13 protein-coding genes are annotated in these 12,987 nt (G+C 64.3%); 7 read left to right on the forward strand and 6 right to left on the reverse strand.

All coding sequences use genetic code 11. The features are described 5' to 3' along the window. The first annotated feature begins 37 nt into the window (after positions 1–37). Complete coding sequence (locus HHL08_RS02695; protein ID WP_169570911.1) at positions 38–1,741, forward strand: ABC transporter ATP-binding protein; 1,704 nt, start codon at positions 38–40, stop codon at positions 1,739–1,741. Further along, entirely contained in the window at positions 1,734–2,435 is a 702-nt protein-coding gene (qhpE, locus tag HHL08_RS02700) for a subtilisin-like serine protease QhpE (RefSeq protein ID WP_169570912.1), read from the forward strand. Before HHL08_RS02695 ends, qhpE begins: the two co-directional genes overlap by 8 nt. Here qhpE and HHL08_RS02705 read toward each other — a convergent pair. Together HHL08_RS02705 and HHL08_RS02710 are read right to left on the reverse strand one after the other, a co-directional pair. Further along, a complete protein-coding gene (locus tag HHL08_RS02705) occupies positions 2,369–3,367 on the reverse strand; it encodes a HupE/UreJ family protein (RefSeq protein ID WP_169570913.1) in 999 nt (332 codons plus the stop codon). The two genes, qhpE and HHL08_RS02705, sit on opposite strands and share 67 nt — an antisense overlap. Next, positions 3,354–4,196, reverse strand: coding sequence for a peptidyl-prolyl cis-trans isomerase (locus HHL08_RS02710; protein ID WP_169570914.1), 843 nt, complete (start codon positions 4,194–4,196; stop codon positions 3,354–3,356). The genes HHL08_RS02705 and HHL08_RS02710 overlap by 14 nt, the downstream gene beginning before the upstream one ends. A 161-nt stretch (positions 4,197–4,357) precedes the next feature. Between HHL08_RS02710 and urtA the strand changes: the two genes are divergently transcribed. The 5 genes from urtA to urtE all read left to right on the forward strand — a co-directional run bounded on the left by urtA (position 4,358) and on the right by urtE (position 9,085). Beyond that, positions 4,358–5,572, forward strand: coding sequence for an urea ABC transporter substrate-binding protein (gene urtA / locus HHL08_RS02715; RefSeq protein ID WP_169570915.1), 1,215 nt, complete (start codon positions 4,358–4,360; stop codon positions 5,570–5,572). Positions 5,573–5,708: 136 nt separating this feature from the next. Then, entirely contained in the window at positions 5,709–6,596 is an 888-nt protein-coding gene (gene urtB, locus HHL08_RS02720) for an urea ABC transporter permease subunit UrtB (protein ID WP_169570916.1), read from the forward strand. Then, positions 6,589–7,617, forward strand: a complete 1,029-nt coding sequence (urtC, locus tag HHL08_RS02725; RefSeq protein ID WP_169570917.1) for an urea ABC transporter permease subunit UrtC — start codon at positions 6,589–6,591, stop codon at positions 7,615–7,617. Before urtB ends, urtC begins: the two co-directional genes overlap by 8 nt. Further along, positions 7,614–8,372: an ABC transporter ATP-binding protein gene (locus tag HHL08_RS02730; protein ID WP_169570918.1), complete on the forward strand. Its 759-nt coding sequence runs from the start codon at positions 7,614–7,616 to the stop codon at positions 8,370–8,372. Before urtC ends, HHL08_RS02730 begins: the two co-directional genes overlap by 4 nt. Then, positions 8,369–9,085: an urea ABC transporter ATP-binding subunit UrtE gene (urtE, locus tag HHL08_RS02735; protein ID WP_169570919.1), complete on the forward strand. Its 717-nt coding sequence runs from the start codon at positions 8,369–8,371 to the stop codon at positions 9,083–9,085. The genes HHL08_RS02730 and urtE overlap by 4 nt, the downstream gene beginning before the upstream one ends. Here the strand turns inward: urtE and HHL08_RS02740 are convergent. The 4 genes from HHL08_RS02740 to HHL08_RS02755 all read right to left on the reverse strand — a co-directional run bounded on the left by HHL08_RS02740 (position 9,082) and on the right by HHL08_RS02755 (position 12,986). Then, on the reverse strand, positions 9,082–9,504 hold the full coding sequence (locus HHL08_RS02740) for a DUF2147 domain-containing protein (protein WP_169570920.1): 423 nt from the start codon (positions 9,502–9,504) through the stop codon (positions 9,082–9,084). The genes urtE and HHL08_RS02740 overlap by 4 nt on opposite strands. A gap of 126 nt (positions 9,505–9,630) precedes the next feature. Further along, the gene (locus tag HHL08_RS02745; protein WP_169570921.1) at positions 9,631–10,620 is read right to left on the reverse strand and encodes a type II secretion system F family protein; all 990 of its coding nucleotides are present in this window, start codon (positions 10,618–10,620) and stop codon (positions 9,631–9,633) included. A gap of 19 nt (positions 10,621–10,639) precedes the next feature. Further along, the gene (locus tag HHL08_RS02750; protein ID WP_169570922.1) at positions 10,640–11,638 is read right to left on the reverse strand and encodes a type II secretion system F family protein; all 999 of its coding nucleotides are present in this window, start codon (positions 11,636–11,638) and stop codon (positions 10,640–10,642) included. A 55-nt stretch (positions 11,639–11,693) separates the two neighbouring features. Then, the gene (locus HHL08_RS02755; RefSeq protein ID WP_169570923.1) at positions 11,694–12,986 is read right to left on the reverse strand and encodes a pilus assembly protein CpaE; all 1,293 of its coding nucleotides are present in this window, start codon (positions 12,984–12,986) and stop codon (positions 11,694–11,696) included. Position 12,987: the final 1 nt, after the last annotated feature.

A 12,987-nucleotide genomic window follows, 5' to 3' on the forward strand; every position in this document is an offset into this window, starting at 1 on the left:
CGAACTGGGTTCCCGCCTACGCGGGAACACGATGGAAATGAGCGGCCAGTCCCCACCCCCCATCGCCGATTGGGGCACCTACAAACGGCTGGCGCCTTTCCTGCGCCCCTATCGCGGCGCTTTGCTCGTCGTGCTGGCGATCAGCCTCGTCTCGACCATGCTCGGCCTCGCCCAGCCCTATCTCTCCAAGCTGATGATCGACCAGGCGCTGCTCAAGCGTGACATGGGGGCGCTGGTCAACATCGCCGCGATCATGGTCGCCGTCACCATCGCGGGCTTCGCCGTCAATATCCTCGCCAGCTATCGCTATGTCTCCCTTTCCGCCGCGATGCTCTACGACATCCGCGCTGCGCTGCTCCGCCATCTCCAGACCCTGTCGCCCCGTTTCTACGGCAGCTTCCGGCTGGGCGACCTCGTGTCCCGCATGAACAGCGACGTCAGCGATGTGCAGCGCATCGCGTCCGACACATTGCTGTCGGTGGTCAGCAACCTGCTTTTCTTCGTCGGCTGCGTCGCGATGATGCTCTGGCTCGACTGGCGGCTCTTCCTGGTGAGCGTCGTGCTGGTGCCCGCCAGCCTCGCGACGTTCAGCTATTATCAACGCCGCCTGACCGCACTGACCCGCGACATGCGCGAACGAGGCGCGGACCTGGGCAGTTTGCTCGTCGATACCGTCATGGGGATGCGCGTCGTCGCCTCGCTGCGTGCGGGCGAGCATGAGGTGGGTCGGTTCAAGACCAAGAACGACGCCTTCGTCGCGTCGATGCTGCGGATGCAGGTCGCGTCCTTCATGACCGGCGCGCTGCCCGGCACGCTGATGACGGCGGCGACTTCGGCGGTGATCCTCTATGGCGGCTGGCGGATCATTCATGACGGGATGAGCATCGGCACGCTCGTCGCGTTCATGACCTATCATATGCGGCTGCTCTCACCGATCCAGACGCTGATGGGGCTGACATCCGGCCTAGCGTCGGCGCGGGTGTCGCTGGGGCGCATCTTCGAACTGTTCGACACGAAGCCCGATGTCGTGGAGCGCAGCGAGGCCCTGCCCATGGCACGCGCGGGCGAGATGCGCTTCGAGCGGGTCGCGATGCGCTATGATCGCGATGCCGTACTGCGCGACATCGACCTGACGATCCCGGCGGGCAGCCTAAGCGCCATCCTTGGTCCCAGCGGCGTCGGCAAATCGACCATGGCCGATTTGATGGTCCGCTATCTCGATCCCGACCGCGGCCGGATCACGGTCGATGGCCGCGACCTGCGAGACTACGCCCTCGACGATCTGCGGCGGGAGATCATCCTGGTCGATCAGGCACCCTATCTGTTCAACGACACGATCGCGGCCAATATCGGGTTCGCTATGGTGGATGTGTCGCAAGAGGCGATCGCGGCGGCTGCCCACGCCGCCGGGCTGGACGGCTTCATCGAAAAACTGCCCGAAGGCTATGAAACGCGCGCGGGTGAGCGCGGCATGGCGTTATCGGCGGGCGAGCGGCAACGGGTGGTGCTGGCCCGCGCCTTACTACGCCAGCCCAGCATCCTGATCCTTGACGAACCGACATCGGCGCTGGACGGCGACACCGAACAACTGGTGGCGGGACGCCTGCGCGATGCGCTGCCCCACGCCACGATCATCGTCATCACCCACAAGCCCGCACTGGCGCGCATGGCCGACCATATCATCACGCTGGCGCAGGGACGGGCGCAGATGACGGCGCGCGCAGAGCCTGTCGATGCCTGATCCGATCCGTATCGCCATCATCGACAGTGGCGTGCATCCCGATCATCCGCATATCGACGCAACCCGTCTGTTGCCCGGCATCGCCATAGCGGGCGACGGTGCGATCAACGAGTGCGACACCATCGACGCCCTTGGCCATGGCACCGCCGTCACCGCCGCCATACAGGGGCAGGCACCCGACGCGCTATGCCTGCCGATCCGCGTGTTCCATGATGCGTTGCGCACCACCGCGCGCGCCTTGGTAACCGCGATCGATTGGGCCGTGGGGGCGCAGGTGGATATCATCAACCTCAGCCTTGGCACGGTGAACCCGGCGCATCGCGACCTGTTCACGGCGGTCGCCGATAGGGCGCTGGCGGCGGGCGTGCTGATCGTCGCCGCGCGGGAGGCGGAAGGGACGCCCTGCTATCCGGGCAGCCTGGCCCAGGTGCTGGGCGTGTCGCTCGACTGGGACTGCCCGCGCGAAGAGCATGTCGTGCGCGACGGGATCATCTTCGCGTCCGGTCATCCCCGGCCGATCCCCGGCGTGCCGCAGCGGCGCAACCTCCATGGTGTCTCGTTCGCTGTCGCGAATATGAGCGGCATCGTCGCGCGGGGCGGGCGAGCGGCGATCGCCCGCTATCGCGATCAGGCGATGCCGAACCCCGCGACCCGCTCGACCATCCAGAAGCAGCCGATCGCGCCGACCGCATAAAGCGCCGCGACCCGCACTGGCGTCGCCAGCGATATCGCGCGCAATCCGGCCAGCGCCGCCAGGATCGCACCGACGAACAGCAATTGTCCTGCCTCCACACCGATGTTGAAGAAGACCAGCGCCGGCAGCTTCTCGCCAGCCTGCACGCCCAGTTCGCCCAGTGCCGTCGCGAAGCCCAGGCCATGCAGCAGGCCGAACAGCGATACGACGATCGCCTGCCGCCGGAACGCAAATGCCTGTTGTCCCTTGCCCACTAATAATGCTTCCCGCGCCATGAAGGCGATGGACAGGGCGATGGCGGCCTCGACCGGCGGCACGGGCACGCGCACCAATTCGAAGAAGGCGATGGCGAGCGAGATGGAGTGGCCGGCGGTAAAGGCGCTCACCAGCCAGAGCAGGTCGCGTCCGCGCGCCAGCAGCGCCAGGCACAGGACGAAGGCGAGGTGATCCCAGCCCAGCCAGATATGCCAAACGCCCTGCGCCAGAAATTCCGGTGCAATCTGGGCGATCGGCCGCGCCGTCGCGGCGGTTTCGCCGACCGGTACGGTAATGCCTTGCGCGTCGCCGGTCAGGCTGCGATCGACCTGCCCGCCCATGACATTGGTGACGAAGCGGCCGCCATCGGCCTTCCACGGCGTCTGGATGGTATCGCCAGCGGCAAAGGGCCGGTCGCACGCCAGCTCAAACGCATATTGCGCCCGTCCGCTGCCGGTCTGGCGGCTCATGCCGGTCTGGCGACAGCCGTCGGGCAGGGCGAGCGGCGCGGGCTGGCCCACCGCTTCGGGGACGGCGGCGGTAAATTCATAGGTATTCGGGTCTTCGCCGCGGGTCAGGGCGAAGTCGGCGGACAGGAAGATGTCGGCCATCGCCGTGCCTGGCGCCAGCGCCGCCAGCGCGAGCAGCAGCAGGGCGAACAGCTTATTCCTCGACATCGAACTTCTCCTTAAGGCCCGCCAGCACCTGTTGAATGGCGGCATTGCTGTGGGCGATCACATAATCCTGCCGCACCTGATCCTTGATCGCGGGGAAGGGGATCATGGCGGACGCGATGCTCTCGCTCTTCTTCACGAAATGCCAGCCGCGCGGGGATGGGATCGGGCCGATCCAGCGGCCTTCCGGCGCGGTCTTGAGCGTGTCGACGAAGGGCTGGCCGAAAATGCCGCGCACCATGGAGTCGCCATAGCGGGGGAAGTCGCGGCCCAGCCAGAAATCCTCGCCGCCGATCGTCTCCCCCGCATTGAGCTGCGCCAGCAGGACGCCTGCGTCGGCGGGCTTTTGTTGGCGGAAAATCTGGGTGAAGCTGGTGCGCGGTTCGGCGCGATACAGGTTCAGATGCTCCGAATAATGATCGACCAGTTGCTCGTCGCTTGGTTCGGGCGGGGCGCCGGCGATCAGGTAGCGGACCTTGTCGACCAGCCGCTTGCGCGTCTCGCCATCGGTCAGGTGCATGTTGCGGTCGATCGCTTCGCGGAACAGCAATTCTTCGGCCAGATATTCGGCCTTTAGCTGCGCGCGGTCCTGCGCCGTCGCCTTGCGCCCGGTCAGCGTCTCCAGGTCCGCGACCTGCGCTTGCTCGATCTCTGGCGTGAAGATGACTGGCGGCTTTTCGAAATGCTGGACGACTTGATAACCGCCGAACAGCGCAACGCCGGCCAGCAGAAACGCGAAGAGCGGATCGCGCGCTACCCGGCCGATCCCCCGCATCGGATTGCGCCATGGACGCGGCGACGTCGCCGCCTTGCCCGTCGCCATAATATCCATGGATTCCGCCCTGTTCGCCATGTCCGCAATATTAGAGGGAAGCGGTGCGGCCAAGCCTACGTCAAATGACGCATACGGGGGCTAGGCGGCTTTCCATAGCCTTTAGGCACCAGATTGCTGCGGTGCCGCATTCGGTCCTGCCTCAGGGAGACCTTCACATCATGATCCGTTCTAGGCTGCTTTTGCTTGCCACTTCCGCCTGCGCCCTGGCGCTGACCGCCTGTTCGGGCGGCGGCGGCAACGCCAGCGCGCCTGCGGGCGATACTGTCTCGGTCGGTGTTCTCCAGTCGCTGACCGGCACTATGGCGATCAGCGAGATCACCGTGAAAAATGCCGAGATGCTGGCGATCGAAGAGATCAACGCGGCCGGCGGCGTGATGGGCAAGCAGATCAACGCCCTGGTCGAGGATGGCGCATCCGACCCATCCACTTTCGCGCAAAAGGCGTCGAAGCTGATCGAAAGCGACGGCGTGTCGACCGTCTTTGGTGGCTGGACCTCGGCCAGCCGCAAGGCGATGCTGCCGGTGTTCGAGCGGACCAAGAACCTGCTCTGGTATCCGGTGCAGTTCGAGGGCAATGAATGTTCGCCCAACATCATGTATTCAGGCGCGCAGCCCAACCAGCAGGCGCTGCCCGCATTGGAATGGGCCGTGGCGCAGGGGCATAAGAGCTTCTTCCTGGTCGGCTCCGACTATGTCTATCCCCGCACCGCCAACCTGATCCTGAAAAAGCATATCGAAAAGGGCGGTATGCAGGTACTGGGCGAAGCCTATGTGCCCTTGGGCGGCACGGACTTTTCCGGCGTCATCGCGAAGATCGCGCAGGCCAAGCCCGCGATGATCATCAACACGCTGAACGGCGACAGCAATGTGGCCTTCTTCAAGCAGTTGCAGGCGGCGGGCATCAATACCAAGACCATGCCGGTCATGTCCTTCTCCATCGGCGAGCAGGAAGCACAGGCGATGGGCGCGGGCCTGGTAGAGGGTAGCTATGCCGCCTGGAATTATTTCCAGAGCCTGCCCAGCGACGCCAACAGCAAGTTCATCGCCGCCTATAAGGCGAAGTTCGGCAAGGACGCGGCGATCACCGATCCGATGGTCCATGGCTATCTCGACGTCTATGCCTGGAAGGCGGCGGTGGAGAAGGCCAAGAGCTTCGACCCACAAGCGGTGCGCAAGGCTGCGGCGTCGCTCGGCGGTTTCGACACGCCGATGGGCAAGGTCAGCTTCGCGGCCAACCAGAGCCTGGTGCAGAAGGCCTATATCGGCAAGCTGAAGGCCGACGGCCAGTTCGAGATCATCGCCGACAGCGGCAAGGACATCGCGCCGGAGCCGTATGACGCGCTCGCCTTCCCTGGCAAGACCTGCAAGCTTTGATGTGAAGGTGGGCGATGCCCTTTCTTCTCCCCTCCCTTCGAGGGAGGGGTTGGGGGTGGGTAGCCTCCAAAGGAGGCTCGCTTCGCTCGCCACCCACCCCCTGCCCCCTCCCTGGAAGGGAGGGGGGGAGTAGGTTATGGACGCCCTTTTCCTCAACCAGCTATTCAACGGCGCTTCGCTGGCTTCGCTGTATCTGCTCGCCGCACTGGGCCTTGCGCTCTCCTTCGGACTGATGCGCGTCATCAACATGGCGCATGGCGAAATGCTGATGCTGGGCGGCTATCTCGCCTGGATGACGCTGCTCGTCGTGCCTGGGGCGCTGGGGATCATCCTCGCCATCCCGGTCGCTTTCGTCGGCGCGGCGGCGATGGGCGGCCTTATCCAATCGACCTTGATCCGCCGCCTGTCCGCGCGCCCGCTCGACACGCTGCTTGCGACCTGGGGTGTCAGCCTGATCCTGCAACAGGGCGCACGCGACCTGTTCGGCGCGGTCGGGGTGGAGGTGCGCGCACCCGAATGGCTGACCGGCAGCTTCGTGGTTTTTGGCGTGACCCTGCCATCGGCGCGCCTGTTCATCATCCTGATCGCGGCCCTCGTGCTGGGCGGCCTGGCGCTGCTGCTGCTCAAGACCCGGATCGGCTTGCTGGTCCGTGCCGTCAATCAGGATCGGATGATGGCGTCGGCCTCCGGCATCGACGTCAAGCGGGTGGATTTCACTATCTTCTGCCTCGGCTCCGGCGTCGCGGGTCTGGCCGGCGTCATGCTGGCGCTGCTCGGCCCGGTCACGCCCAATGTCGGGCAAAGCTATATCATCCCGGCCTTCCTCGTCGTCGTGATGGGTGGCCTGGGTAGCATCGTCGGCACGACCGCCTCGGCGATCATTCTCGGCCTGTTCGCCGCGCTGGCGCAGATCTTCGTCGACGTGAGCGTCGCACAGATGCTGCTGCTCGTCTTCGTCATCCTCTTCATCCAGGTCCGCCCGCAAGGGGTGATCGCCGTAAAGACCCGCCAGCTCGATGCCTGACCTGTCCCGCCTTGATCCGCTGAAACCGTTCCTACCCTGGCTATTGCTGGCGCTGGGATTGGTCGCGCCCTTTGCGCTGTCGGCCTATGACCTCAACCTGCTCGCCCGCTTCATGGCGATGGGCATCCTTGCGCTCGGCCTCGTCCTCATCTGGGGCCATGGCGGCATTTTGAGCCTGGGGCAGGGGGTCTTTTTCGGCCTGGGCGGTTACGCCATCGCCCTGCACATGAAGCTGGCCGACCTGCCTTCGGGCGAAATACCCGATTTCATGGTGTGGAGCGGCCGGGACAGCCTGCCCTTCTGGTGGACGCCCTTTTCCAGTCCCGCCTTCACCATCGCCGCGATCCTGATCGTGCCGACTTTGGTGGGTGCGCTCTTTTCCTGGGCGGTGTTCCACCGGCGCGTCGGCGGCACTTATTTCGCGCTCATTACGCAGGCGCTGGCGCTGGCCTTCTCCACCCTCATCATCAGCCGGCAGGATGTGACCGGCGGCTTCAACGGCCTCACAGATTTCTACTCCGTCTTCGGGTTCGGCCTCGCCAGCCCCGGAACCGGATCGGGCCTCTATTGGGTGACACTGGCGGTTCTGTGCGTCGCCTTCGTCGCGCTGCGCTGGCTGCTGGCCTCGCGCTTCGGCATATTGCTGCGCGCGGCGCGCGACGGGGAGAATCGCGTGCGCTTCCTCGGCTACAGCCCTACGCCCTTCAAGGTCGTCGCTTTCGCCATCGCCGCGATGCTAGCCGGGGTCGGCGGCGCACTTTTCACCCTCCACGCGGGCGTGGTGTCGCCGGCCTTGATCGGCGTCGTGCCCTCGATCGAAATGGTCGTCTGGGTCGCGATCGGTGGCCGATACAGCCTGGCCGGGGCGATCGTCGGCGCGCTGCTGGTCAATCTTGCACGCGACGCCGTGTCCAGCGCCTTCCCCGAATTGTGGCTTTATCTCATGGGCGCACTCTTCATCTTCGTTGTCACGCTGCTGCCACGTGGCCTTGCCGGTCTGGTCAAGAGGAAGGCGGCATGAGCGGGTCAGCCATTTCCGATCTGCTGCTCAGCGTCGATGGCGTCACCATCGACTATAGCGGTTTCAAGGCGCTCGACAATTTCAGCATGACGCTCAACCGCGGCGAAACCCGCGTGGTGATCGGTCCCAATGGCGCGGGCAAGTCGACGCTCTGCGATACGATCATCGGCCGCGTCCGCCCCAGCCAAGGGCGCGTCCTGTTCAAGGGTGAGGAAATCCAGCGCCTGCCTGAACAGCAGATCGTCGCGCGCGGGATCTGTCGCAAATTCCAGGCGCCCGGCGTCCTCCTGACGCTCAGCGTGCGCGACAATCTGGCGCTCGCCGCCCGCAAGGACCGACGCTGGTGGAAGAGTTTCGGCACCGGCATCCCGGCGGACGAAAAGCTGGCGGTGGAAGAGGCGCTGGAAAGCGTTGGCCTGACCCATCGCGCTGCCGTGGAGGCCGGGACGCTCGCCCATGGCGAGAAGCAATGGCTGGAGATCGCGATGGTCATGGCGACCGGGGCGGAATTGCTGCTCCTGGACGAGCCGACCGCCGGCATGGGGCCGGCCGAAACCAGCCGCACCGCGCAACTGATCCTGGGTCTGGGCGACAGCCGCACCGTCCTGGTCATCGATCATGATATGAGCTTTGTCGAACAACTCGCCGCGCCCGTCACCGTCATGCACCAGGGCAAGTTCCTGAAACAGGGCAGCATCGCCGAAGTCCGCGCCGACGCCGAAGTCGCCGCCGTCTATCTTGGCCACACAGCATGAGCGCGCCGCTGATTGAAATCACCGCCCTGTCGAGCGCCTATGGCCAGAGCCAGGTGTTGTGGGACGTGGACCTGGCGCTGGAGCGAGGGCAGGTGATGGCTCTGATTGGCCGCAACGGCGTAGGCAAGACGACGCTGCTCCACGCGATCATGGGTACGCGGCCGTCGGCGGGTGGCACGATCCGTTTCGACGGGCAGGAGATTACGAAGCTGCCACCGCACAAGCGCTCGCGCGCCGGCATCGGCTTCGTGCCGCAAGGACGGCATGTCTTCCCGCAACTGACCGTCATGGAAAATCTGGAGACGGGCCTGTCCGCGCTCGCTGGCCGGGGTAAAGGCGCGGCAAAAGTGCCGCAGCATATCTTCGACCTGTTTCCCAAGCTGTACGATATCCGCGCCCGCGCCGCCGGTTTCCTGTCCGGCGGCGAGCAGCAGCAATTGGCCATCGGTCGCGCGCTCGCTGGGGAGCCCAGCCTGCTGCTGCTCGACGAACCGACCGAGGGTATCCAGCCCAATGTAGTGCAGCAGATCGAGGCGGCGCTCGTCCATGTCCGCGATGAACTGGGCATGACCGTGTTGGTGGTCGAGCAATATCTCGACTTCGTTTGGCGCTTCGCCGACCGATACTGCGCGATGCAGAACGGCCGGATCATCCGCCACGGCAGCATCGCCGAAGAAAGCGCGAAGGATGTCGCGCACTTGGTCCAGATCTAGCGCACCGGCATCCAGGTCTGGGTCTTGCACAGGAAGGATGCGATGCAGCCCTGTACCTTCAGCGTGCCATTGCCGTTGCGGGTCAACTTGGACATATAGCTTTTGCCACCTTCGGGATCGTAGATCGTTCCTTTCCAATGTTCGCCGGCATCCTCGAAGCCGGTGAGCAGGGCGAGGCCGACGAGCGGCTTGGACCTTAGCGCGGCATCGGGGTTCTTGATGTCTGTCTGCGGGCGACCGGGCGTCGGTTTCACGATCTTTTCGATCTTCCCGCACAGATGCCTACCGCATGGCGCGATCTGGACGATCGCCTTGCCATCGACGGTCGCCCAGCGGCCGGTGACGGGCTGGGCCGCCTGCGCGGGCAGGCTGGCAAAAGCGGCGGTCAGGGTTGCAATGGCGAAAACGGCCAGCTTCATGCGATCCACTCCTTGTGTTTGACGCAAGGATAGCCACGAAAAAGTCCGCCCGCCACCGCCTTTTTGGGCGGGGCGGGCGGGTCTTTCGGGCGACGCTACGGCAGCGCCTGTCCCTCTCCTGCTTTTTTAGAAAGCGGTGCTGATCGAACAGGCCGCCGGACCCAGGATGACGACGAACAGGGTCGGCAGGATGAACAGAATCAGCGGCACCGTCATGATCGCGGGCAGACGCGCGGCCTTTTCCTCGGCGCGCATCATGCGTTCATGGCGGAATTCGGCGGACAGCACGCGCAACGCGGAGGCGAGCGGGGTGCCATATTTCTCGGTCTGGATCATGGTCGTGACCACGCCCTTGACCGCATCCAGCTTCACGCGCGTCGCCAGATTTTCGAACGCCATGCGCCGTTCAGTCAGGAAGCTAAGCTCGATCGCGGTTAACTGGAACTCGTCGCCCAGTTCAGGATAGGCCTTGCCCAGTTCGCGCGACACGCGGTTGAAGGCGGCATCGACGGTCAGGCCTGCCTCGGCGCAGATGACCAGCAGGTCGAGTGCATCAGGCAGCCCCTTGCGGATCGCGGCCGACCGCTTCTGCACCTTGTTGTCGATGTAGATGTCTGGTGCCTTATAGGCGAGCAGCAGCGCTACGGCGAAGGCAAAGAAGCGTTTCAGCGGACCCCATTCAGGTTCGATGCCGACGCCATAGAGCAGGACCGCGGCCAGGCCGCCGATCGCGATCGGCAGGATCATCCGGCCAAAGATGACCGCGACGGCCCAGTCCTTGGATCGGATACCGGCCTGCGCCAGACGGATCTGCGCGTCTTTCAACTGGTCGTCCTGCAAGACCTTCAGGCTCGACAGGAAAGACCGCATATTGTCGGTGGTCTGGTTGCGTGTGACCAGTTTGGCGCGGCGCTTGGCGGTCGATGCGGTGATGCCCGCTTTCAACTGTTCGCGCCGGTCGTTGAGCGCCTTGACGCGCTTGGCCATGGGATCGCGCACGGTCATGACCGCGTAGAGTGCGAACAATATGGCAAGGGTGGCGAGCGCAGCGAGCAGCGTGCCGAAATCGGTCGCTGTCAGGCCAAAGAGCGTGCCGGCTGGGGTAGGGGCGTCCATATCTTTTATCCCTTCCCGATCAGATTTCGAAGTTGACCATCTGGGCCATGATGAACGCGCCGATGCCCATCCAACATGCGCCGCCGATGCCGATCACCTGCATCGTGCTGAGCCCGAACAAACCTGCCGGGTCCGGCGTGAAGAAGGGGGTCATGTAATTGAAGTTGATGTAGCAGATCATGCCGAACACCAACGGAGGCAGCGCACCGATAATATAGGCCGACGCTTTCGATTCCGATGACATGGCTCGGATTTTCAGCTTCATCTGCGCTCGCTGGCGCAGCACGGTAGCGAGGTTGGACAGGGTTTCGGCCAGGTTGCCGCCCGTTTCCCGCTGGATCGACAGGGTGATGACAAAAAACTGAAATTCGGCCGTGCCCAGCCGGTCGGCGGTTTCCTGTAACGCCTGCTCCATGGTCCGGCCGATCTTGATGCGTTCGGTGATCAGCTTGAATTCTTCGCCCACCGGCCCAGGTATTTCGGTCGATACGATACCCAGCGTTTCGGCAATCGGCAGGCCCGACCGCAAACCGCGCGTTAGCAGTTCCAGCGCATCGGGAAATTTGGAGTTGAATTTCTGAACACGCTTGCCGATCAGCCGCCCGACCCACCAGTGCGGCAGGCCAAGCCCGGCGGCGAGGCCGAACATCACCGCGAACAGGAAGGGGAAGCCACGGATCATCAGCAACGCCGACAGCAGCAGGAATATGCCGGCGCTGGCCGTCATATACTGGCTGAGCGTCCACTTCTTGCCGGTCATTTTCAGACGCTTGGTCAGATTTTCCGGGTTCGGGATCAGCGACACGAGCATCTTGGCTTCGACGCCGGTCGCGCGATTGGAAATGACTTTGCGCATCCGCGCTTCCAGCAGGGCTTCGGCGGACTCGCTGTGGCGGCCGCGGATCATCGCGACGCGCCGCTTGCGCGCCTTGTCCGGCGACGGACCGGCGAACGCGATCACGCCCAGCCCCAGCAGGGTTGCGATCAGCACCGTTATCAGGATGAAATTGCCGTCCATCTCGTCGCCTGTCTTGTAAGATGCAGCGCCGCCCCTGTCGGGGCGACGGATGCGATCAATTGTCCAGCGCTGCCTTGTCCTTGCGGCGCGATGGCATCATCGACCGGAAGTCGCCGATCTTGCCGAGCAGGGAGTCGCCCTTTTTGCGCACGCCTTTCGGCGCTGCGGCCTCATCCTCGCGTTCGGCGGCGCCCAGTACCTCGTCCAGCAAGCTGGCGCAGGCTGCGCCGACCTTGCTGCCTTTGGCGGTTTCGGCCAGCGTCTTGCCCAGCTTCGCCGCCTGCGATGCGATCCGCAGGTCGAACGGTATGATGACGTCGACCTTACGCTCGATTGATTGCTCGAAATCCTTGCGGCTGATTTCCGGCGCGCCGGGATGGACGCGGTTGGCGATTACCAGCGTGCGGGTTTGCGGCGCATTGCTCTTTAGCCAAGAGAGGATGCGAATGGTGTCGCGGGCCGAAGCCAGTGTCAGCTCCGTCACGACCAGCGTCACATTGACGTCGGTCATCAAGTGCGGATGCTGGATCAGCATATTCCGCGGCAGATCGATGACGCTACATTCGAAGGCGAGGCGAAATTCTTCCAACAACTGGTAGAAAGCGCCGCCATCGGTCATCATCGGCTGGCTGATCGGCGCTTCGGCCGACAGGATCGCCAGCGTGTCGCTCGCCCGCACCATGGCGCGTTCGATGAACAGCCCGTCGATACGGCTGGGATTTTCGATCGCGTCGGTCAGGCCGCGTCCCGGCTCCAGGTCCATCGCCAGCGCATTGGTGCCGAAATGAACGTCGAGGTCGAGCAGCGCGGTCGGGCGCTTCTTCTTTTCCGACAGCATCCAGGCGAGCGAGGTGGCGATGCTGGACGCGCCCACGCCGCCACGGGTGCCGATCACGGCCATCGTGGCGTGCGGGCGTTCGGGTGCGGCGTCGCGCGGGGCCATGAAGACGGCCTGCGCCTGCGCCAGTGCGTCGCGTAACTGATCCGCGCCGAAGGGCTTGAGCAGATAATCCTGAATGCCGCTGGCGACGAGATCGCGATAGAGGCGTACGTCATTGACCTGCCCCGCCGCGATGACGACCGTGCCAGGTTCGCAGACTTCCGCCAGGCTGTTGATATCGTTCAGAGGATCACCGCTTTCGGACATATCGACGAACAGAATCTGTGGGCTGGCGGTGATCGACAGGCTCTGCACCGCGTTGCGCATGCCACCCTTGTTCACCTTTTCCGGCGCCCAACCCAGTTCGGCGGCGACGGCGCGCAGCATGTCGAAGCTATGATCGTCACAGACGAAGGCATGGAAGGGGTCGCGTGGCCCGGTCGCGCCGGGTTTCCAGGGTGCGTTCATC

The sequence above is a fragment of the Sphingobium psychrophilum genome, from assembly GCF_012927105.1.
GTDB lineage: Bacteria > Pseudomonadota > Alphaproteobacteria > Sphingomonadales > Sphingomonadaceae > Sphingobium > Sphingobium psychrophilum.

Excerpts from the sequence above, each read along its gene's own strand:
- HHL08_RS02695 (WP_169570911.1), top strand. The coding sequence starts at position 38 with ATGAGCGGCCAGTCCCCACCCCCCATCGCCGATTGGGGCACCTACAAA.
- qhpE (WP_169570912.1), top strand. The coding sequence starts at position 1,734 with ATGCCTGATCCGATCCGTATCGCCATCATCGACAGTGGCGTGCATCCC.
- HHL08_RS02705 (WP_169570913.1), bottom strand. The coding sequence starts at position 3,367 with ATGTCGAGGAATAAGCTGTTCGCCCTGCTGCTGCTCGCGCTGGCGGCG.
- HHL08_RS02710 (WP_169570914.1), bottom strand. The coding sequence starts at position 4,196 with ATGGATATTATGGCGACGGGCAAGGCGGCGACGTCGCCGCGTCCATGG.
- urtA (WP_169570915.1), top strand. The coding sequence starts at position 4,358 with ATGATCCGTTCTAGGCTGCTTTTGCTTGCCACTTCCGCCTGCGCCCTG.
- urtB (WP_169570916.1), top strand. The coding sequence starts at position 5,709 with ATGGACGCCCTTTTCCTCAACCAGCTATTCAACGGCGCTTCGCTGGCT.
- urtC (WP_169570917.1), top strand. The coding sequence starts at position 6,589 with ATGCCTGACCTGTCCCGCCTTGATCCGCTGAAACCGTTCCTACCCTGG.
- HHL08_RS02730 (WP_169570918.1), top strand. The coding sequence starts at position 7,614 with ATGAGCGGGTCAGCCATTTCCGATCTGCTGCTCAGCGTCGATGGCGTC.
- urtE (WP_169570919.1), top strand. The coding sequence starts at position 8,369 with ATGAGCGCGCCGCTGATTGAAATCACCGCCCTGTCGAGCGCCTATGGC.
- HHL08_RS02740 (WP_169570920.1), bottom strand. The coding sequence starts at position 9,504 with ATGAAGCTGGCCGTTTTCGCCATTGCAACCCTGACCGCCGCTTTTGCC.
- HHL08_RS02745 (WP_169570921.1), bottom strand. The coding sequence starts at position 10,620 with ATGGACGCCCCTACCCCAGCCGGCACGCTCTTTGGCCTGACAGCGACC.
- HHL08_RS02750 (WP_169570922.1), bottom strand. The coding sequence starts at position 11,638 with ATGGACGGCAATTTCATCCTGATAACGGTGCTGATCGCAACCCTGCTG.
- HHL08_RS02755 (WP_169570923.1), bottom strand. The coding sequence starts at position 12,986 with ATGAACGCACCCTGGAAACCCGGCGCGACCGGGCCACGCGACCCCTTC.